The 21411-nt window shown below is 64.4% G+C and carries 18 protein-coding genes; 8 read left to right on the plus strand and 10 right to left on the minus strand.

The genetic code is table 11. The features are described from left to right. Window positions 1–13: 13 nt before the first annotated feature. Window positions 14–1030, minus strand: a complete 1017-nt coding sequence (gene gnd, locus BLT09_RS09105; RefSeq protein ID WP_091592278.1) for a phosphogluconate dehydrogenase (NAD(+)-dependent, decarboxylating) — start codon at window positions 1028–1030, stop codon at window positions 14–16. Window positions 1031–1149: 119 nt separating this feature from the next. Continuing rightward, on the minus strand, window positions 1150–3546 hold the full coding sequence (locus BLT09_RS09110; RefSeq protein WP_091592477.1) for a glucan 1,4-alpha-glucosidase: 2397 nt from the start codon (window positions 3544–3546) through the stop codon (window positions 1150–1152). A gap of 201 nt (window positions 3547–3747) precedes the next feature. On the opposite strand from BLT09_RS09110, the gene BLT09_RS09115 reads away from it, so the two are divergent. Genes BLT09_RS09115 through BLT09_RS09130 form a run of 4 tightly spaced genes read left to right on the plus strand, consistent with a single transcriptional unit; the run spans window position 3748 to window position 8265 of the window. After that, window positions 3748–4761 carry a substrate-binding domain-containing protein gene (locus tag BLT09_RS09115; protein ID WP_091592281.1) on the plus strand — a complete coding sequence of 338 codons (1014 nt, stop codon included), beginning with the start codon at window positions 3748–3750 and terminating at the stop codon, window positions 4759–4761. Between the two features lie 49 nt (window positions 4762–4810). Further along, window positions 4811–6331 (plus strand): ATP-binding cassette domain-containing protein, encoded by a 1521-nt coding sequence (locus BLT09_RS09120; RefSeq protein ID WP_236473016.1) that lies wholly within the window; start codon window positions 4811–4813, stop codon window positions 6329–6331. A gap of 1 nt (window position 6332) precedes the next feature. Further along, on the plus strand, window positions 6333–7313 hold the full coding sequence (locus tag BLT09_RS09125) for an ABC transporter permease (protein WP_167366378.1): 981 nt from the start codon (window positions 6333–6335) through the stop codon (window positions 7311–7313). Window positions 7314–7317: 4 nt separating this feature from the next. Next, complete coding sequence (locus tag BLT09_RS09130; RefSeq protein ID WP_091592283.1) at window positions 7318–8265, plus strand: ABC transporter permease; 948 nt, start codon at window positions 7318–7320, stop codon at window positions 8263–8265. A gap of 37 nt (window positions 8266–8302) precedes the next feature. On the opposite strand, the gene BLT09_RS09135 is transcribed toward BLT09_RS09130, so the two are convergent. The 8 genes from BLT09_RS09135 to BLT09_RS09175 form a co-directional block, all read right to left on the minus strand. Beyond that, window positions 8303–9811 (minus strand): aldehyde dehydrogenase family protein, encoded by a 1509-nt coding sequence (locus BLT09_RS09135; protein WP_091592286.1) that lies wholly within the window; start codon window positions 9809–9811, stop codon window positions 8303–8305. 19 nt (window positions 9812–9830) lie between these two features. Further along, complete coding sequence (locus BLT09_RS09140) at window positions 9831–10175, minus strand: cupin domain-containing protein (RefSeq protein WP_091592288.1); 345 nt, start codon at window positions 10173–10175, stop codon at window positions 9831–9833. Window positions 10176–10199: 24 nt separating this feature from the next. Then, window positions 10200–10550, minus strand: coding sequence for a cupin domain-containing protein (locus BLT09_RS09145; protein WP_091592289.1), 351 nt, complete (start codon window positions 10548–10550; stop codon window positions 10200–10202). Between the two features lie 238 nt (window positions 10551–10788). Further along, the gene (locus BLT09_RS09155; protein WP_091592291.1) at window positions 10789–12063 is read right to left on the minus strand and encodes a glycosyltransferase; all 1275 of its coding nucleotides are present in this window, start codon (window positions 12061–12063) and stop codon (window positions 10789–10791) included. 16 nt (window positions 12064–12079) lie between these two features. Beyond that, on the minus strand, window positions 12080–13153 hold the full coding sequence (locus BLT09_RS09160; protein WP_091592293.1) for an ABC transporter ATP-binding protein: 1074 nt from the start codon (window positions 13151–13153) through the stop codon (window positions 12080–12082). After that, complete coding sequence (locus BLT09_RS09165; RefSeq protein WP_091592295.1) at window positions 13153–13944, minus strand: ABC transporter permease; 792 nt, start codon at window positions 13942–13944, stop codon at window positions 13153–13155. The genes BLT09_RS09160 and BLT09_RS09165 overlap by 1 nt, the downstream gene beginning before the upstream one ends. Continuing rightward, window positions 13937–14779, minus strand: coding sequence for an ABC transporter permease (locus tag BLT09_RS09170; RefSeq protein ID WP_036269997.1), 843 nt, complete (start codon window positions 14777–14779; stop codon window positions 13937–13939). Before BLT09_RS09170 ends, BLT09_RS09165 begins: the two co-directional genes overlap by 8 nt. A gap of 365 nt (window positions 14780–15144) precedes the next feature. Then, on the minus strand, window positions 15145–16209 hold the full coding sequence (locus tag BLT09_RS09175; protein ID WP_091592297.1) for a polyamine ABC transporter substrate-binding protein: 1065 nt from the start codon (window positions 16207–16209) through the stop codon (window positions 15145–15147). 241 nt (window positions 16210–16450) lie between these two features. On the opposite strand from BLT09_RS09175, the gene BLT09_RS09180 reads away from it, so the two are divergent. The 4 genes from BLT09_RS09180 to BLT09_RS09195 are packed head-to-tail and all read left to right on the plus strand — an operon-like array spanning window position 16451 to window position 21369. After that, entirely contained in the window at window positions 16451–17389 is a 939-nt protein-coding gene (locus BLT09_RS09180; RefSeq protein WP_091592481.1) for a GntR family transcriptional regulator, read from the plus strand. 17 nt (window positions 17390–17406) lie between these two features. Continuing rightward, the gene (locus tag BLT09_RS09185; RefSeq protein ID WP_091592299.1) at window positions 17407–18690 is read left to right on the plus strand and encodes a glycosyltransferase; all 1284 of its coding nucleotides are present in this window, start codon (window positions 17407–17409) and stop codon (window positions 18688–18690) included. Between the two features lie 37 nt (window positions 18691–18727). Then, the gene (locus tag BLT09_RS09190; RefSeq protein ID WP_091592483.1) at window positions 18728–20080 is read left to right on the plus strand and encodes a glutamine synthetase family protein; all 1353 of its coding nucleotides are present in this window, start codon (window positions 18728–18730) and stop codon (window positions 20078–20080) included. Next, window positions 20080–21369 carry an NAD(P)/FAD-dependent oxidoreductase gene (locus tag BLT09_RS09195; RefSeq protein ID WP_091592301.1) on the plus strand — a complete coding sequence of 430 codons (1290 nt, stop codon included), beginning with the start codon at window positions 20080–20082 and terminating at the stop codon, window positions 21367–21369. Before BLT09_RS09190 ends, BLT09_RS09195 begins: the two co-directional genes overlap by 1 nt. Window positions 21370–21411: the final 42 nt, after the last annotated feature.

The following is a 21411-nucleotide window of genomic DNA, read 5'->3' on the forward strand; positions in this document are numbered from 1 at the left end:
CGTGTCTTTCCCGTCACGAGCCGGTCTTCGGCTTTTCGACATGGCCGCCAAAGGCATAGCGCATGGCGGACAGCAGCTTGTCGGCGAATTCGGATTCGCCTTGCGAGGCGAACCGGTCGAACAGGGCCGAGGACAGAACCGGCGCCGGCACGCCGGTGTCGATCGCCGCCTTCAGCGTCCAGCGGCCTTCGCCGGAATCCGAAACCCGTCCGCCGAACTGCGTCAGCCCCGAATCGGCCTTCAATACGCCCGCCGTGAGGTCGAGCAGCCAGGACCCGATGACGCTGCCATGCCGCCAGACCTCGGCAACCTGGGCGATATCGATGTCGAACTGGTAATATTGCGGGTTTTCCAATGGGCTGGTTTCGGCGTCGGCGGTCCGCTGTCTCTTGCCGGCATTCGCCGACTTCAGGATGTTCATGCCTTCGGCATAGGCGGCCATGACGCCGTACTCGATGCCGTTGTGGACCATCTTGACGAAATGGCCGGCGCCGCTCGGTCCGCAGTGGAGATAGCCGAACGGTGCGGTTCCGGCATCCTTGCCAGGGGCAGGCATCCCGGCATCGGCGCCCGGCGCCAGGGTGGCGAAGACCGGGTCGAGATGCTGGACCGCGCTGTCGGGGCCGCCGATCATCAGGCAATAGCCGCGCTCAAGACCCCAGACGCCGCCGCTGGTGCCGACATCGACATAGTTCAAGCCTTTCGATGCCAGGCGCGCGGCATGGTCGACAGCCTCGTGATAATAGGAATTGCCGCCGTCGACGATGATGTCGCCCGGCTCCATCAGGTCGGCCACCTGGTCGACGACCCGGCTGGTGATCGCCGCCGGCAGCATCAGCCAGGCGCTGCGCGGCTTGGTCAGCTTGCCGACGAACTCCTCCATCGAAGCGGCTCCGATCGCGCCAGCCGTCACAAGGGCTTCAACGCTGGCCGGGTTGATGTCGTAGACCACGCATTCGTGGCCATCGCGCAGCAGGCGCCGCACCATGTTGGCGCCCATCCTGCCCAGTCCCATCATTCCGATCTGCATGTTTTTCGTCCTGCTTCTTGAGGGATAGAAGATCTACTGGCTCTATCGTTGGAGCATGATCTTTCCGAAAACCGGTTTCCACTTTTCGCTAACGCGGACCTTCGGTTCGGGATCATGCTCTAGTCCGGCTTGTCGATACCGACGGAAAAGTCGACATTCTCCCAACGGCCGGCATCGGGCCAGAAAAAAGTAAAGACGATCATATTGCCCGGCGGGACATCGGCAACGGGCAGGTCCGTGAGATGGATGCCGAAGGCGTTCTCGATCGTCGCGGCGTCACGGATGGTTGCCCAATCGTCGTTGCTCCAATGGACCACCGCCCGGGCCAGCAGTTCGACGCGCAGCAGCTTGCCGGCGGGCATGGCGCGGAGCTTGTGATTGAAGCGCCATGTCCGGCGCGGCGCCACGGTCCTGTCCTCGATGTAGCGCTTCACGCCTTGCGGCGGCATGTCGAAGACGGCGCCGTCTTTGAGCGAGCGCAGCAGCTTGATATGCTCCGAATGCGCCCAGACCAGAGGCATGGCGCTGCCCGATGGTCGGCCGTGCCGCAGTTCGTGTTCGGCGATGTCGGGACCATCCCAGACCTGCTCGGGCAGCAGGCCGCCAGACCCGGCAGAATTCTCCAGGGTCTTTAACAGGCTCGCTGCTTTGTCCTTGCGTCCCGCCGCCAGTTCGTAATGGGCGCGCTCGCCGACCAGCAGCGGCCAGGGCCGGCCCTGGCCGGTTCCGTCGAAGGGCGCGCCGTCGGCGCGCTCGCCATAGCCGTCGCTGGTATAGCGATACCAGACGGGCCCCTGCGGCAGGTCGCAGCGCAGCCGCGCATCGATGACCTTGACCGTGTCGACGATGCGCGGGTCGTCGGCGGCCCTGAGGCCGAAGCGGACGAGCGCCAGCGCATCCGGGCTGACGATCGCCTCGGCCGGCCGGTCGCTATCGCCCGGCGGCCGGTTCTTGATCGGCACATAGCCGTCCTTCGGCGACGCCGCGCCGGCGGTGTCGGGCGGCGCGATGCGGACGTAATAGCCCTCGACGCCGACCTCTTCGCCGAGTGGAGTGCCGGTGACATAGGTCCAGCGCTCGATCTGGTCGTTCCAGACATCGGCGGTTTCCCGCAGATAATTTGCCGGCTCTGCTTTGCCGCAAGTTTCGAACAGGTCGGCCGCGGCCAGCAGGGCGGCGATCTCGACGGCCAGCGTGAACGGGCTGTAGCCGGCATCCTCCTCCCAGCGGTCTTCGCCGGTGACCGGACCGTTGCGCACGACATAGGAAGCGGCGCGTTCGACCATCGGCATGAAGGAGCGCAACGCGGCGTCTGCCAGATGCCCAGCCCGGCGCAGCGCGTCTGCGAGCAGCAGCGGAAACGCGCACTCGTCCATCTGGATGCCCGGCCAATAGGCTGATCCGTCGAGCCAGGCGTTCTGCGGCCAATGCCCATCCGGCTGCTGGATCGAGCGGAGATAGGCGAGGATCTCAAGCGCTTGCGCCGGATCGCCGGCGGCGAGGAAACCGCCCGCGGTTTCGACCAGGTCGCGCGGCCAGACCAGATGATAGCCACCGATATCGTCGTCGCCCTTGCTGAAGCCCCACGGGATCGACAGGCTGGCGACGGCCGCGCCGGTGGATGAGCGATGCGTTGCCAGAACCGCCGTACTGACACGATAGGTGTTGATCCCCGCACCACGCCGGTCCAGCGGCAGCAAGCCAGCCTGCCATTTGCGCCATTTTTCGACGTAGGATTTGGCTGCGGGCGCAAAACCCCGCTTCAGGCTGGCCGAGGCATTTTCCGCCGCCTCTTGCGGCGTCGTTCCGAAACCCAGCGCCAGCAGCGCCGTCGGGTTCGCAACCGAAAAGCCGATCTCGCCGGTCAGCGCGACATTGCCGTCCTCGGCCCTGCGGCAAGCCGGGTCGAGCCGGCCGTCACGACGGAGTTGCTGCCAGCCGTCGGAGACACCGACATAGCCGGCCGAGCATGCTCCCCAGGGCAGCGACGAGGCGAGCGCCAGGCAAACGCCACGTCCCGATGCAAACAAGACAGGCCTTCCGTCGTGGTCGCCGACCCAGGCGGTGTTGGCCATGCCGGCGTTGACCAGATGCGGCGCCAGCAGCGCGTAGACGCGATGGTCGGCGTATGTGCCGCGTAGCGGCGTGAAGCTGATTTCCTGCAGCAAAACAGGATGTTCCGGATCCGTAACGATGCTCTTTTCGATCCGGTAGGTGGCGGCGGTGTTGACCAGCCTGTAGGCGGGCACCCCATCCTCGAACGGCTCGAGGCTGTGCACGGCATCGCGCTTTTCTTCCGAGAAATAGAAGCCGGGGCCGGTGACGACCAGTCCCATGTCTCGCGTGCAGGCGCTGTCGAGGCGGGGATAATAGACCTCGTTGAGGATGCCGTGGCTGATCGTGAACCAGACAGGGCAGGCCGGCGAAAGCGCGGTTCCGACGCCGCTCTTGGTGCTCGACGTCCAGCGCGCCGGAATTCCGGGTGCGCCCAGCGCATCAGTCGGCGTCGCTGCCATCTTGATTTTGGTCTCCTGCCCCATCCCTAGACCAGGAGCCGAAGCCTTTTCAATCATTGCACCGCAAGTTGATCGTCAAACCTTCATCGATCGCTGTTGACAAGTGCGCCCATCTAAATTTGTCTGACAATATTGAAACGAGGGTCGTCACAACAGCCGCCAGCAGCCAACAACGACCAGCAATCCATGGGAGGATAACAGATGAAGAAGATACTCGTCCTGAGTGCGCTTGCGGCGATGCTCGCGTCAGGCGCCGCGTTTGCCGACACCAGCGACAAGAAGATCGCCTTTTCCAACAATTATGCCGGCAATTCGTGGCGACAGGCGATGCTCGACAGCTATGCCATCGTCACCAAGAAGGCGGTCGCCGACGGGGTGGTCGCTGCCGCGGACATCTTCACGACGGCCGACAAGGAAGTACCGACCCAGGCAGCCCAGGTGCAGAACCTGATCCTGCAAGGCTATGACGCCATCGTCATCAACGCCGCCTCGCCGGACGCGCTCAACGGCGCCGTCAAGCAGGCCTGCGATGCAGGCATCGTCGTCGTCTCCTTTGACGGCATCGTAACCGAGCCCTGCGCCTACCGCGTCGTCGTCGACTTCAAGGACATGGGCAGGCAGGAAGTCGAGCAGATGGCCAAGTTCCATCCCGAGGGCGGCAATCTGCTGGAAATCCGCGGCCTTGCCGGCACGTCGATCGACGACGCCATCCACGCCGGGATTCTGGAGGGCGTCGCCGCCCATCCCGAGTTCAAGATCGTCGGTTCGGTGACCGGCGACTGGGACCAGACTACAGCGCAGAAGGCGGTCGCGACGATCCTGCCGTCGCTGCCGGAAATCGTCGGCGTCGTCGATCAGGGCGGCGACGGCTATGGCGCGGCACAGGCCTTCGCCGCCGCCGGCAAACCGCGCCCGACCATCATCATGGGCAACCGCCAGGACGAATTGCAGTGGTGGAAGGAACAGAAGGACAAGGATGGCTACCAGACCTGGTCGGCGTCGATTGCGCCGGGCGTGTCGTCGCTGGCCTTCTGGGTAGCGCAGCAGGTGCTCGACGGCCGCACCGATGTGCCGCATGACCTGTTGGTGCCATACCTCGCCTTCACCCAGGACAATTTCGAGGCCGAACTGCCGAACATCCCCAAGGGCGGCGTCGCCAGCCACGAATACACGCAGGAAGACGCCATCGCGGCGATCAAAGCCAACATCAAGTGAGCGTGGCACATCCAATGCCGCGCGCGTCGTCTTCCGGATTTCGCTAGGGATGCCCGAGGCCGGTGTAGACATCATCAGACTGGACGGAGCCGAAAAACATTTCGGCGCCGCCACTGTCGACATCATCAGGCTGGACGGAGCCGAAAAACATTTCGGCGCCGTCCGGGCGCTCGCCGGGGTGGATTTCCACGTCGGCGCCGGCGAATGCGTCGGTCTCGTCGGCCACAATGGCGCGGGCAAGTCGACGCTCATGCATATGGTGGCGGGCACGCTCGTGCCCGACAGCGGTCGGATCGCGGTGCGTGGCGGCATCGAGGACAATTATTCGGTGCCGCGCGCCCAACAACTCGGCATACGCTGCGTATTCCAGGAACTGTCGCTGTGCCCGAACCTCAGCGTTGCCGAGAACACGCGAATCAACCACCCGGCGCTGCGCGGCTTCGGCTGGCGGCGCAAGGCGGCCGATCTGATCGCGGCCAAGCTCGACGAGATATTCCCGGGCCACAGCATCTCCGCCGCCGATATTGCCAGCGACCTCTCCATCGGCAGGCGGCAGATGGTCGAGGTGGCGCGCGCCTTCACCGTGACGCAGGATCCGCTCGAGCTGGTCATCCTCGACGAGCCGACATCCTCGCTCGACGCGCACACGGCCGGCCAGTTGCTGGCCTTCGTCCGACGCTTTGTCGCCGGGGGCAAGAGCTGCATCCTGATCTCGCATGTTCTGGGCGAGGTGCTCGGGAATGCCGACCGCATCGTGGTGATGCGCGACGGCAAGGTCGTTGCGTCGGATGCGGCTAAGGCTTTCGATCGCGACAGGCTGGTGACGACCATGGGCGGAGCGGCAGCGCGTGAGAAGATCGCGGCCGAAATCGCGACCCAAAAGCCGGAGACCGGCCCGTTGCGGGTCCGGGCCCGCCCGGCGCGGCAACAGGACGGCAACGAACTTGTGGCGCATGCCGGCGAGATCATCGGCCTTGCCGGGCTTGCCGGTCATGGCCAAACCGATCTGCTGCTGGCGATTTTCGCAGCCGCGGCGCGCACCAAAACTGGCATCGAGGTCACCGCGCCGGTGGCGCTGGTGGCCGGCGACCGCCAGTCTGACGGGATCTTTCCGCAATGGTCGATTGCGCAAAACATCGGCATCCGCTCGCTGGCGCGATTGCGCAACGGCCTGCTGATCTCGCCGCGGCGCGAAGCCGAGCTCGCCGACTTCTGGCAAAAGAAAATCGGCATCCGCACCCCCGACATGAACAGCAACATCTTCTCGCTGTCCGGCGGCAACCAGCAGAAAGCCCTGTTTGCCCGGGCGCTCGGTTCCGACGCCAAGATCGTGCTGATGGACGACCCGATGCGCGGCGTCGACATCGGCACCAAGCTCGAGGTCTACGACCTTGTGCGCGAAGAGGCTGGCCGCGGCCGTACCTTCCTCTGGTACACCACGGAAACCGAAGAGCTCGACAATTGCCACCACGTCTATGTCTTCAAGAACGGCCGGATCGTCGCCAAGCTTGGTCGCGACGAGCTGACCGAGGAAAAGATCATCCAGTCCTCGTTCGGCGATGCGGCCTGAGATGACGGCAGCATCCGTCGAGAGCGGTCCCAAGAGTTCTTCCGAGCGAAGCGCGCTGGCGCGGGCGCGCCTGCTGCGCGGGCTGCTGCCTGCGATGTCGCTGGTGCTGGTGCTGCTGGCGATCGCCTGGCTCAACCCGCGCGCCATCAGCTATTTCGGCTTCAGCCTGATGCTCAACCTGGCGATCCCGATCGCATTGGCGACGATCGCGCAGATGTTCGTCATTGCCGGCAACGAGCTGGACCTGTCGATCGGCACCTTCGTCGGTTTCGTCGGCTGCGTCACGGCGACATGGCTGAAGGAGGCGCCGCTGGTCGGTGTCTTGATCCTGCTCGGGTCGATCGGTGTCTATGCGCTGCTCGGCGCGCTGATCCATCTGCGCAATTTGCCTTCAATCGTGGTGACGCTCGGCATGAGTTTTGTCTGGCAGGGTCTGGCCATCCTCATCCTGCCGAAGCCCGGCGGCAAGGCGCCGGACTGGCTGCTGTCGCTCATGGCCTTCAAACCGCCCTTCGTTCCGTTCCCGATCATTGCGGCGCTGCTGATTGCCGCGGTCGTCCACTTCGGGCTGATGCGCACCTCGTATGGCGTCATCCTGCGCGGCTCCGGCGGCAATGCCGCGGCCCTCAGCCGTGCCGGCTGGTCGCTGCTCAAGACCAAGATCGTGCTGTTCGCGTTGACCGGCCTGTTCGGCGTTTTATCCGGCATGGCGCTGATCGGCATCACCACCTCGGCCGATGCCAATATCGGCAATGGCTACACGCTGCTTTCGATCGCCGGCGTCATCCTCGGTGGCGGCGAATTCGTCGGCGGCCGGGTATCGCCGATCGGCGCGGTGATCGGCGCGCTGACGCTGGCGCTCGCCGCGTCGCCGCTGCTGACCTTCATGCACATCCCGCCCGATTGGCAGGTGGCCGCCAACGGCGCCATCCTCATCATCGTGCTGGCGGCCCGGGTGCTGATCAGCCGCAAAGAGAGGTGAGGGGATGGCATCGTTGCGATTGCTGCTCGCCAAACCCTGGATCTGGTCCTTCATCGGCGCGCTGCTGGTGTGGCTGGCGACGGTCACCTTCACCGGCGGATATGGCGGCGGCGGCATGATCACGGCAGCACTTTCGCTCGCCGTCTTCACCGTCGTCGTCGGCGTCGGCCAGATGTTCGTGATCACGCTCGGTCCCGGCAATGTCGACCTGTCGCTGCCCGCCAATATCGGCCTCGCCAGCGCCGTCGCCATGAAGGTGATGGACGGCAATGATTCAATGATCGCGGTCGGGCTGCTGGCGGCGATGGCCTGCGGCATGGCGATCGGCGCCGCCAATTATCTGTTGATCTGGGCGCTGCGCATTCCACCGATCATCGCCACACTGTCGGCGAGCTTCATCATCCAGTCGATCGACATCAGCTATGGCCGCGGCTTGCAGATCAAGCCGCCGCCGGGCTTTGCCAGTTTCACCAACTGGCAGATTCTTGGCATTCCGGTGCTGGCGATCCTCACCGTGCTGTTCTCCATCGGCGCTGCGATCGCGCTGCAGCGCATGATCTATGGCCGTTCGGTGCTGGCGATCGGCCAGAACATCCGCGCGGCGTGGCTGGCCGGTGTCAATGTCGGCCGCATCCGCTTTCTTACCTACACGCTGTCGGGCGCGCTCGGCGGCCTCGACGGGGCGCTGCTCGCCGGCTATTTCCGCGGCGCCAATGTCGATATCGGCAATGAGTACCTGCTGGCCTCGATCGCCGTCGTCGTCATCGGCGGCACGTCGGTAGCCGGCGGCAAGGCCAATGTGCCGGGTGTATGGGGCGCGGCCCTGTTCCTGGTGCTGCTTTTGACCATGCTCAACACGTTCGGCGTCAGCGCCGGCGTCCGTCTGTTGCTGACCGGGCTGATCATCGTCGGCGTCATCACTGCCGCCGGCGGGCAGAAAGCGCTGCGCTAGCAAGCGGCGGCCCTTGGCGGCGCTGACCTGTGTCATCTCATACGTGCTTGCGCCCGCCAGATTCGCGGAACCAGCTGTCGGGATAGGGATACCACCAGTCCTGGATCGCTGGCCTGTGGTCGATGATGACCATCTTCGAGCGGCGGAAGGCATCCAGCCCCTGGCGACCAAGTTCGCGGCCGAGGCCCGACGCCTTCCAGCCGCCGAACGGCAGTGCGTCGTTGTCGATCAGCGGATTGTTGACCCAGACCATCCCTGCCTCAAGCCGCTCCGCAGCCTCATGCGCCTCGGCAAGATCAGTGGTGAACACCGAGGCGCCGAGCCCGAACGGGCTGTCATTGGCAAGTTCTATCGCCTCGTCGAAATCCTTGACCCGGCAGATCGCGGCGACTGGCCCGAAACATTCTTCGCGCACGATCGCCATGTCGGGGGTGACGCCGGTCAGGATCGTCGGCTCGTAGAACCAGCCGACATTGTGCGCCGGCGGAATACGCCCGCCGGTGATCGCCTTGGCACCATTGCGCACGGCATCGTCGACCAGCCGCATGACTTTCGCCCGCGCCGCCTCGCTGACCAGCGGCCCGATCTCGGTCTTGTCGAGGCCGTTGCCGATGCGCAGCGCCCGTGTCTTCTGCGCAAACAGCTCGACAAAGCGGTCATGAACGGCATCGACGACGAAAAACCGTTCGGCCGAGGTGCAGACCTGGCCGGTGAGATGGAACGCGGCGGTGACGCTGCCGGCGGCCGCCACGTCGAGCGGGGCGTGTCGGCTGATGATCAGCGGATCGCTGCCGCCGGCCTCGATGACGCATGGCTTCATGCGCTCGGCGCAGGCGACGGCGACAGCCTTGCCGGCGGCGACCGAACCGGTGAAGGCAACCGCATGGGTGCGATCGGAGGCGATCAAAGCCTGCGCCGTGGCCGCCGCGCCGGGCAGGCAGGAAACCAGGCCCTCCGGCAGTGAACGGAACACGGTCATGTAATCCAGCGTCGACAGTGTCGTCGCTTCGGCCGGCTTGATGACGCAGGCATTGCCGGCGGCAAGCGAGGCGGCAACGGTCCAGCACATCAACAGGATCGGGAAATTGTAGGGCATGATGTGCACCGACGTGCCGTAGGGCTCGTAGCGCGCATACTGGAACGAACCCGCCTGCGTCGTGCCGGCGATCTTGCCGGCATCGTCGCGCGCCATTTCGGCGTAGTAGCGGAAGATCGGCGCGCAATTGGCGATCTCGCCGACTGCTTCCGGATAGGGCTTGCCCATCTCGCGCACCATCAGCTCGGCGCAGCAGGTGAAGTCGGCCGCCTCGATGGCGTTGGCGACTGCATGCAGATGCCTGGCGCGGCTCTTGGCGTCGAGCTTTTTCCAGGCAGCTTGCGCCCTCGCCGCAGCGGTGAGCACGGCGTCGATCTCGCCGTCGGTTGCAGTCGCGATGGCGCCGACGGTTTCCAGTGTCGCCGGATCGATCACCGGTTTTGCCGCGCCGGTCATCGGCCGATAATCCGGATTGACGAAGAAGGCCGGCCGGTCAGGTGAGAAGTCCATGGGCGTCCTTTCAAGCCGCTCAGCGGATCATGTAGACCTTCTTGATGGTCTCGTGGACGGTGCAGACGCCCTTCCAGTCCTGCGGAAAGAACGCCGCGGTGTCGGGTTCGATCTCGATCACCTCGCCGGATTCGTGGACATAGGTGCAGCGGCCCTCGAGGAAATGGCAGAACTCGTCGCGGGTGACGTGGCAGTGCCATTTGCCTGGGGTGCAGACCCACAGCCCGCATTCGGAGCGGCCTTCCGGTCCCTTGTGCAGCAATTTGCCGCAGGTGCGGGATTCGCCCTCGATCATCGTGGGGATGACGCCCCAGTCGACGAGGTCCGTGAGGGCAAGCGGCGATTTCATGATCGGTGTCGGCATGTCGTGAAGCTCCAGTGGCTGGCTTCAGGCCAGCATGTAAATGTTGCGGATGGTCTCGTGGACGGTGCATTCGCCGATCCAGCCGGCCGGGAACATGACCACCGTGGCAGCGGAGACTTCTATCACCTCGCCGTTGTCCGATCGGTAGGTCGCGCGGCCGGCAACGAAATGGCACAGTTCGTCGCGCGGGATCGCCAGCCGCCAGCGGCCGGGCGTGCAGACCCAGATGCCGGATTCCGGCTGCTTGTTCGGCCCCTTGTGGACGAGCCTGCCGGCGGAGTGCGAAGCACCTTCCAGCGCATCCGGCTGAGCGCCCCAGTCGACGAGGTCGGTGCGGGTCGAGGCTTGGTGGAGATGTGGCGCGGAGGAGGTCATGTGGGTGCTCCGCCGGCGCGATGCATGACTTCGCGATCGTCTCGCTCTACGGCGCCCCCCTCTGTCCTGCCGGACATCTCCCCCACGAGGGGGGAGATTGGCAGCTCTGGCGGCGGCACTCTTCTTGCGACATTTGTGATTGGCGAAATCAGTGATGACGGCCAATCTCCCCCCAAGTGGGGGAGATGTCCGGTAGGACAGAGGGGGGCGCGAAGGAATGCCATACCCATCAGCCCGGTCACAGCAGTTTCTCCAGCAGCCCCGCTGCCTTCTCCGGGCCGTTCTGCGCCTGCATCTGCGCCGACGTCTTCGCCAGCTTGGCCCTGATTGCCGGGTCGGTCAGGCAGGTTTCGATCTTGGCGATCAGCTCGGCGTCGCTCCAGTCGTAGCGCGGCATGCCGAAGCCGTGGCTGGTCTCCTCGACCCGGGTCGCGTTGTCGTGGCCATCCCAGACATAGGGCATGATGATCGCCGGCTTGCCGAAGTAGAGACACTCGGTGAACGAGTTGTTGCCGCCATGGTGGATCACCGCATCGACCTGCGGGATCACCGAGGGCTGCGGAAACCAGCTCTCGACGATGACATTGCCGGGCACTTGCGCGTATTGGTCCTTGTAGCCGCCGACATTGACCAGCGCCCGGTAGCGAGTCTCGGCCAGCGTCGCGATGATGCGCTTCAAGAGATCGACATCGCCGGCGCCAAGGCTGCCGAACGATACGTAGAGCAGCGGCCCGTCACTATTCTCAGCAAAGGTCGGCACGGTGTAGGGCTTCTCCTGCCGCACGCAGCCTTCCAGATACTGGAATTTTGCCGGGTCGAGCGGATGGCGGCGCTTGAACTTTGCCGCCTCGGGATAAAGCAACAGGTTGAGGTAAGGCGAGGCCTCGAAGAACTGGCCGATCGGATACGGCGCTTCGTTGTTGGCTTTCAAAAACGTATTGAAGTCGTCATGGATCGGCTTGATTACCGCGTTGAAATGGTCGCGGTAGCGCTGATGGCAGGCGTGGTCGTTCTCGCCGCAGCCGGACAGATGCGGCGGGATGTCCTCGTCCTCGATCTCGTTTTCCGAGCAGGAGATGACGCGCACCCATGGCTTGCCATACTGCTTGATCGCCGGGAACAGGATGACGTTGTCGACGCAGATGACGTCGGGCTTGATCGTCGCAAGCACGCCGGGCAGGTCCTTCTCAGCCCATTTGGCGCTGTCGACGATCGCCGTCCAGCAGTCCTTCACGTAATTGTCGACCTGGTCGTAGGGCGATTTGCGAAAATTCGGGATGTGGCCGTTGATGAAGTCTTCCCAGAACTTGGCCATCTGCTCGGGCGGCATCGGCTCGGACAGGTTCACCGGATGCGCCTCGAAGCCGTAGCCCTTGTAGACGTCGACGAAGCCGGGGTCCGACAGGAACACCGCTCTGTGGCCGCGCGCCTCGACCGCCTGGGCGATACCGACGGAGTTGAGCGCCGGGCCGTAGGCCGCTTCCGGAAAAAACGCGATGGTCTTCTGCGCCATGAAAGTTCTCCTTCAATCAATCTGCGAAAATTCTGACGTCGGCGGCATCCCAGCCGAGTTCGACCGCATCGCCCGACGCGACCGGGCGGCGGTCGGCGGCGTCGGCGGTGACGCGCACCAGGAACGGTTTTTGTGACAGAGCGGTGCGGACATGCAGCTGCAGGTCGAGCCCGTGATAGGCGAGCGCCTCGACGATGCCGGCAACACGGTTGGCCGTCTCTGGCGGCGGGAACAGCCGGATGCGCTCGGGCCGCACCGAAGCGACCGCCGCAGCGCCGGGCGAAAGTATTTCGGGAACCATGCCTGATATCCGCGCACCATTGGCTGCCAGCACGCCATCGTTGGCGGCTTTGCCCGGCACGAAATTCATGACGCCAATGAAGTCGGCGACGAAACGGTCGGCCGGATGTTCGTAGACCGCATGCGGCGTGTCGCATTGCAGCAGCTTGCCGTCCCTCAGCACCGCCATGCGGTCGGCCATAACGAGCGATTCCTCCTGGTCATGGGTGACGATGACGAAGGTGATGCCGACTTCGTGCTGCAGCCGCTTCAGCTCCAGTTGCATGGCGCCGCGCAATTTCTTGTCGAGCGCACCGAGCGGCTCGTCGAGCAGCAGCAGCCGCGGCCGCTTGACCAGCGCCCGGGCAAGCGCGACGCGCTGCTTCTGGCCGCCCGACAATTGCTCCGGCTTGCGGTCGGCGAAGGCGACAAGCTCGGTCGTCGCCAGGATGGCGTCGACGCGGGAGCGGATTTCGTTTGCCGGCAAGCGCTCCATTTCAAGGCCGTAGGAAACATTGGCCCGGACGCTCATATGCGGAAACAGCGCGTAGGACTGGAACATCAGGTTGACCGGCCGCCTGTTGGGCGGGGTTTTCGCGATGTCGCGGCCGTCGAGCAGGATGCGCCCCTCATTGGGCATCTCGAAACCGGCCAGCATGCGCAGCAGCGTGGTCTTGCCGCAGCCGGAAGGTCCGAGCAAGGCGAAGAACTCGTTCTCGCGGATATCGAGCGAGATGCCGTCGACGGCCGTCACCCGGCCGAAGTTCTTCGACACCTTGTCGATCGCCAGCAGCGTGCGGGGCTCGCTCATTAGCCGATGACTCCGCGGTTGAGCCGCTGCGACAGGGTCAGCGCGGTGATTGAGACCGCCATGACTATGGTCGCCAATGCATTGATCTCCGGCGTGATGCCGAAGCGGATCATCGAATAGATCTGCATCGGCAGCGTAGTCGAGGCGCGGCCGGCGCCGGCGGTGAAGAAGGCGATGATGAACTCGTCGACCGAAAGGGTGAAGGCGAGCAGCGCGCCGGCGACGACCGCAGGCAGGATGACCGGCAATGTCACCCGCCTGAAGGTGGTGAGCGCGGAAGCGCCGAGATCGGCGGAGGCCTCGACGATCGACCAGTCGAAGCTTTTTAGCCGCGCGCGCACCACCGAGCAGACGAAGGCGAGGTTGAAGACGACATGGGCGAGGATGATGGTGTGCAGGCCGAGCGTGAAATCGAGCATGGAAAAGAAGCTGAGCAGCGCCACCGCCAGCACGATGTCGGGAATGATCATCGGCGCAAAGATCAGCGCCTCGAGGCCGCTTCCGTACTGCCGGCGCATTTCGACGCCGATGGCCAGCAAGGTGCCGAGCAGCGTGGCGATGGCTGTCGAGACCAGCGCCACGATCAGCGTGTTGAGGGCGGCGGAAAGGATCGCGGCGTTTCCGGCGAGCGAGGCATACCATTTCAGCGAAAAGCCCGACCAGACGGTCGGCAGCCCGCCTTGGTTGAACGACAGCGCCACCAGTACGGCGATCGGAATGTAGAGGAAGGCGAAGACCAGCGTCAGCACGAGCCAGAGCGTGCGCCGTGTGGCGGGCGAGCGCTCAGTCATCGGCGCCTCCTTTCGCTTCGGCGATACGGCCGGCGGCGCGATCGGCAGCCAGGGCCTGCGCCGTCAGCACCAAAAGCATGATGGCGATCAGCGCCATCGCCAGCGCTGCGCCGAACGGCCAGTCATTGGCGGTCAGGAACTGGTCGTAGACAAGATTGCCGATCATCTGGAAGCGGCCGCCGCCGAGCAGTGCCGGCGTGACGAAATTGCCGATCGACAGCACGAAGACGAACACCGCCCCGGCGGCGATGCCCGGCACCGTCAGCGGCAGGATAACCCGGCGAAATGTGGTCATGGCCGAAGCGCCGAGATCGCGCGAGGCCTCGGCCAGCTCCGGATTGAGCCGCGACAGCGGCGCGTAGCAGGCGAGGATGACGAAAGGCAGGTAATTGTAGACCAGACCGGCGATGACGGCGCCTTCGGTATAGAGCATCGACGGCGGCTCGCCGGTATAGCCGAACCAGCGCAAGAGCTGGGTGATCAGGCCTTCGCGGTTGAGCAGCACGATCCATGCATAGGTGCGGATCAGGTAATTGGACCAGAAAGGCAAGACGGCGAAGAACAGGAACACCGGCTGCCACCGGCGCGGTGCTGCCGCGATCGCATAGGCGGCGGCATAGCCGATCACCACGGCGATCAGCGTTGCCGTGCCCGCGATGCGCGCCGAATTGAGGAAGATGCCGGCATAGAGCGGGTCGAGCACCAGCCCGAAATTCTCCAGCGTGAAGCTGTATTCGATGCCGCCATAAATGCCGCGCCGGAAGAAGGCGAGCGCCAGCACCAGCGCGCATGGCACCACCATCAAGGCGGTGAGCCAGGCCAGCGCCGGCGCCATCAGCAAGGAGGAGCGAGAAGGTGTGAACGATCTCATGTCGCACTCTCCTCTGGCCTTGAGGCCATCTCAAAGGCATCGAAATTGTGTTTGGACAAGCGCCCCCTCACCCGGATTGCCAACCGAATTGCGAAGGGCAATTCGGGGCAATCCGACCTCTCCCCGAGGGGAGAGGAGGTCGCCGACCTTGGCGTCAGCCTCTTCTCCCCAGCGGGGAGAAGGTGGCCGCGAAGCGGCCGGATGAGGGGGTGCTGCGCCGGAGCTTGGCGACAGGTCGCAATCCAGCCGATCTCCCCCCTTGAGGGGGAGATGGCCGGCAGGCCAGAGGGGGGCGTGAAGGAACGCAAGCCTGATTCCAGATGCCGAAACTACTGCGCCGCCTTGATCTCGCTGACGATCTTCGAATAGTCGCGCTGGGCGTCGCCGACGTCGCGCAACTGCTCGAACTTGACCAGTTCGGCCACAGGCATGTTCATATTTGGGAATTTGGCGAGGAAATCCGCCGGCAGGCTTTCCATAGCCGGCTTGTTCGGCACCTTGTAATCGATGTTCTGAGCCGCCCAGGCGTGGTTCTTGGCGTCCAGCATGAAGTTGATGAACTGGAAGGCGGCGTCCTTGTTGGCCGATGCCTTCATCACCACCATCGTATCGACCCACAGGTCCGAGCCTTCCTTGGGTATGGTGTATTTAATCTGCGGATTCTCGGCGATGCCATAGTTGCACCAGCCATCCCATGCCTGCACCATCAGCGCCTCGCCCGAAACCAGCTTCGAATAGAAGGTGGTGTCGTCATAGGCGAGCAAGGTCTTCTTGGCCGAGATCAGCAGGTCCTTGACCTCGGCGAGCTTGGCCGGATCGGTTTCGTTGACCGAATAGCCCTTGGCGAGCTGCCCGGCGGCAAGCAGCCAGCGGTCGGTCGCCAGCATCGTGGTCTTGCCCTTGAGCGCCTCGGACGGGGCGAGAAGATCGTTCCAGCTGGCCGGCTCGGTCTTCACCAGATCCGAGCGGTAGCAGAGGCCGGTGGTGCCCCAGGTGTAAGGCACGGAAAAATTGTTGCCGACATCGTGCGGCAGCTTGGCCGCCTCAGGATAGAGATTGGCGAGATTGGGGATCTTGGCGTGGTCGATCGTCTCGATCAGGCCGAGATTGTTCAGCACTTCTGCGAACGGCGAGGAAACGAAGACCACGTCATAGCCCTTGCCGCCCGAAGCGACGAGCTTGCCCATGATCTCCTCATTGGTGGCGTGAACGACGACTTCGCCGGAAACGCCGGTCGCTGCTTTGAAGGCGGCCATGGCGTCCGGCGCCATGTAGCCGTCCCAGTTGGAAATGACGAGGTCGGCGGCGGCGGCCGGCGCCGACAGCGCGAAGGCGAGGCCAAGCGCGATCGCGGAAGTTTTTAACGAACGGTGCCGCAGGGTGGTGGCGGTCATGACAGACTCCCATTCTGGTTGATCGTCGAATTCAATCAATCGTCGGACCAGCGCTTGCGGCCATGCCGCCGCTTCGATCCTGTTCCCCGGTCTTTTTATTGCCGATTGAACCCACAGTACTATTGCAGAAAAAAGTACGTCAATCCATAATTTGTCAAAATCGCACGCGAAATCCAGCCGATTGCGCCCGCAAGGGCAATCGGTCAAACCGCAGCGGTCGAGCCCGTTCACGAGAAACGCCATGCAAGCCGTTGCCAGACGCCCGCGCACCAATCATCTTGATCTCGCGCAGCGCATTCTCGACGTAGCCCGGCAGCGCGGCTTCGAGGCCGGCGCCCATCTCCCGGAACAGCAAATCGCCTCGCTCTGCAACGTCTCGCGGACCCCGGTGCGGGCCGCGCTGCGCCTGCTCACCGAAAAAGGCGTCGTGCGATGGGAAGCCGAATCCGGCTATCGGCTGGCCGTTGACCTCACCAAGCAGGCGACGCTTGCCACTGACCTGCCAAGCGCCGAGGAGGACGAACTCGCGGAGATGATCCTGCGCGATCGGTCGGCGCGCCGGCTGGATCAGACGGTGACCGTTGGCGCGTTGATGCGGCGCTACAGTGCCGAACGAAAGACAGTACTAAAAGCGCTAAAGAAACTGACAGACGAAAATCTTCTGGATCGCGCACCGGGACAGGCCTGGCTGTTCAGGCGGGCGCCTGACGATCCGGAGGCGCAAGGGGAAAGCTACGAGTTCCGCCTGCTGCTGGAACCCGCCGCCATTCTGGCGCCTGGCTTTCGGCTGGACGGGACCCGCGCGGCAGCCTTGCGCCAGCGCATGGAAGCGCTGCTGGCGCTGCCCGACGCCACATTCGATATCAGAGAGTTCCAGCGGTTGGACATCGACTTTCACGGCATGATCGCCGACGGCTCCAGCAACCGCTTCGTCACCGACGCGCTGTCCGATCATCTCAGGCTGCGCCGGCTGCCGGGGACCTATGCCGGCGTCAACGTCTTCCGGCTGAAGCAATCGCTGCGCGAGCACCTGACCATACTCGACCAACTGGAAAGCCGGCAGTATGAGGTTGCAGCCGATCTGCTTCGCGTCCATCTGCGATTGTCCCGCAGCCAGCGACCGCAGGCGGCCAGTCGCGGCGCCCCCGCGTTGTTCGGCATGATCAGCCGGCCGGATTGACGAGGACCACGAGAACAGTGACGCGCAAAACCAGCCCGACTATCGCGTTGTTTCCCGAAGCGAGCTTCGGTGCCGCGCTCAATTGCGTCGGCATCGCGCAGGCCTTGCGCGCAAGGGGTGCGCGGCCGGTGTTCATCTGTCACGCCGGCTTTTCCGGCGTGTTCGCCGACTACGGGTTTCAGGAATACCAGTTGCCGACCGACGATCCGCTGACCGACAGCGAACGCCAGAGCTATTGGCAGGCTTTCGTGCGCCGGCATCTGCCGCATTTCAGGCTAAGCCCGATCGACCAACTCGAAACCTACGTCGCCCCGACCTGGCAAGCGATCGTCGATACCGCGGTCAATGCCGAGGCGCCGCTGCGCCAATTGCTGACCCGGTTGAAGCCGGACGCCGTGGTGCTCGACAACGTCGTCATGTTTCCAGCACTTGCTGCCGCCGGTTGCCCATGGGTGCGCGTCGTCTCCTGCGCCGAGACCGAGCTGCCCGACGCCGATGTACCGCCCTATCTGTCCGGTCTCGCCGCCGACGACCCCGGTCGCGCGGCCTTCGAGGCGCGCTACCTGGCAGCCGTCGCTCCGGCACATGACCGGTTCAACCGGCTTCGGACCGACGCCGGCCTTGCGCCCTTGCCGAAGGGGCTTTTTCTCGAAGCTTCGCCCGATCTCAATCTGCTGCTGACCCCAACCATCGTGCGCAGGCAGCGCGCCGAGCCGCTCGACCCGGCCCGCTTCGTCTATCTCGAAGGCTGCGTCCGTTCGGAAGGGCCGTTCGACGTGCCGGTCTTTCCACGCAATGACGGGCCGCTGGTCTATCTCAGCTTCGGCAGCCTGGGCGCGATGGATGTCGGCCTGATCGAGCGCATGCTCGCCGTGTTCGACCGGCTTCCGGCCCGCTTCATCGTCAATGTCGGCGGTCTGCGCGACAGCTATCGCGCGGTTCCGGACAATGTCTATCTCGATGCTTGGTTTCCGCAGCCGTCGGTTGTCGCGAAATCCGACCTCTTCATCCATCACGGCGGCAACAACAGCTTTTGCGAAGCGCTGCGTTTCGGCGTGCCGTCGCTGATCATGCCCTATTGCTGGGACGGGCACGACAATGCGCAACGCGCCGAGGAAACCGGCGTCGGCCGCCACCTCAGCCGCGATGGCTGGAGCGACGACGAACTGGAAAACGCCATCCTTGGCCTAATGGCCGATGGCGAGATGCGCGTTCGTCTCAAGGAGAATGCAGCCACCATGGCACGGGCGCCGGGAACCGAAATCGCCGCCGAATCCATTCTCGCCCTCGTAAGGACGTGACCTGATGCTCAACACCACGACAACGGATGCACCGCAAATGACCCCAACGGACGATCCGAAGCGATGGCTGGAGCAGCAGGGGATCAGGGAAGTCGAATGCCTGGTGCCGGACGTGAATGGCGTGTTGCGCGGCAAGGCGTTGCCAACGGCTAAGTTCCTGAAGTCGCTCGAAGACCGCGCGCTCTACCTGCCGAGCAGCGCCTTCCTGGTCTGCATAGACGGCCGCTATTCCGGTTCCAACGACGAGGGCTTCGCCTATCAGGATCCCGACATGCGGATGGTGCCGGATGTCGCGACGCTCTGCCTTGCGCCCGGCGCTGGAGCTGAAAAGGCCTATGTCTTCGCCGATGCGTTTCACATGGACGACCGGCCGTGGATGGCCTCGCCACGTCATGTGTTGAGGGCCGTGCTCGATCTCTATCACCAGCGCGGCTGGCGGGCAGTGGTGGCGCCGGAGCTCGAATTCTACCTGACTGCGCCCAATCCCGATCCCGATCGGCCGTTGATCGCGCCGGTCGGGCGCAATGGCCGCTCCGAAACCGTGCAGCACCCCTATGACATGGCGGCGCTGGAGGAATTCGAGCCGGTGATCCAGCGGCTCTACGACTATGCCGCAAAGGCCGGGTTGCCGCTCGATACGCTGATCCACGAGTCAGGCACGGCGCAGCTGGAGATCAATTTCCTGCATGGCGACGCGCTGCCGCTGGCCGACAAGGTGCTGCTGTTCAAGCGGATGACGCGCCGGGCCGCGCAGGACAATGGCATGCATGCCACCTTCATGGCCAAGCCGATCGCCGCACAAGCCGGCAGCTCCATGCATCTCCACATGTCGGTCATCGACGAGGCCGGGAATACGCTGTTCGCCGGGCGTGACGATGCCGACACCGAGATGTTCGGGCATTTCATCGGCGGCCTGCAGAAATACATTCCCGAGGTGATGCCGCTGTTTGCGCCGAACGTGAATTCGTTCCGCCGCATCCGGCCGAACCACAGCGCCCCCGCCAACATCGAGTGGTCGCATGACAATCGCTCCTGCGGCCTGCGCGTGCCGGCCGGCGGGCGGGCCGCACGGCGGGTGGAAAACCGGCTGCCCGGCGCCGATGCCAACCCCTATCTGGCGATGGCCGGCTCGCTGCTCTGCGGCTATCTCGGCGTCGAGGAAAAGCTCTCGCGTTCGCCCGAGGCATCGGGCAACGCCTATCGCAGCAAGAGCACGCTGCCGAAAACCATGGAGGAGGCGCTCGACCGTTTCGCCGCCTGCAGTCCGGTTCGGGACCTGCTCGGCGAGGATTTCGTCCAAACCTATTTGCGCGTCAAAAGCGTCGAGCTCGACCTGTTCCAGAGCGTCGTCACCAGCTGGGAACGAGACCACCTGCTGCTCAAGGTCTGATGATGGGCTTCAATTCCGGCCTGGACATCGGCAGATCCTACTATGTCGCGACCGCCAATCCAGCGCCTGATCATCCGGCGCTGCAGGGCGACGTCGACGCCGATCTGGTGGTGGTCGGCGGCGGCTGCACCGGCCTGTCCGCAGCCTTTCATGCCGCCGAGCGCGGGCTGAGGGTGGTTCTCCTCGAAGGCGGCAAGATCGGCTGGGGGGCGTCGGGGCGCAATGGCGGCCAGATCATCCCCGGCCTGCGCAAGGGCGCCAAGGGCCTGGTCAAACTTTATGGGCCCGAACGGGCGCGGGCGCTTTTCGCTCTCGCCCTCGAGGCGCGCGGGCTGGTGCTCGACCTGATCGAGCGCCATGCCATCGATTGCGACCTCCGGCTCACCGGCCATCTGGCCGGTGCGGTCAACAGCTCCGACCTGCGCGACCTCGAGGAAGAGGCCGAGTGCCTTGCCAGCGTGATGAACTTTCATGACGTCGAGATGCTGTCGGCAGCGCAGGCGCGTGAAATGGTGAACACACCCTATCACGGCGCCATGTACGAGAAGCTCGGCGGCCATATGCATCCGCTGAACTACACGCTGGGTCTTGCCCGCGCCACGGCAGCGGCAGGCGTCACCATCCACGAGAATTCGGTAGCGCTGCGGCTGGAGCGGAAACCTTCCATCCGGGTTTCCACGGCCAAGGGCTCGGTCCGGGCCAGACATGTCGTGTTGGCCGGCGACGCCCTGCTTCAGGGGCTCGAACCGCGCGTCAACAGCCGCATCATGCCGGTCGGCAACTACATCATCGCCACCGAGCCGCTGGACGACACCAGCGACATCATCCCAAGCAATGCCGCCGTTTCCGACACACGCTTCGTCGTCAACTACTACCGGCTGTCGGCGGACGGCCGCCTGCTGTTCGGCGGTGGCGAGCGCTACACGCCGTCGCCGCCCGCCGACATTGCCGGCTTCGTGCGGCCGCATATGGAAAAGACCTTTCCGCAATTGCGCGGCCGCCGCATCGAGCATGCCTGGGGCGGGCTGGTCTCGGTGACGACGTCGCGCCTGCCGGATGTCGGCCACTATGGCGAAGTCTATTTTGCGCATGGCTATTCCGGCAAGGGCGTGATCCTGTCGACGCTGTCGGGAAAGCTGCTTACCGAGGCGATCACCGGCGATGCGTCGCGGCTCGATCTGTTCTCGACGCTGAGGCCAATGCCGTTTCCCGGCGGTACCGCCCTGCGCGGCCCGCTCTATGTGCTCGGCATGCTCTGGTACGCCATGCGCGATCGCATCAAGCATTGAGCAAGCAATCCACTGCCGCCGTGGTCTTGCGAGGAGGGCAGC

The organism is Mesorhizobium muleiense, assembly GCF_900099905.1.
Classification (GTDB): Bacteria; Pseudomonadota; Alphaproteobacteria; order Rhizobiales; family Rhizobiaceae; genus Mesorhizobium; species Mesorhizobium muleiense.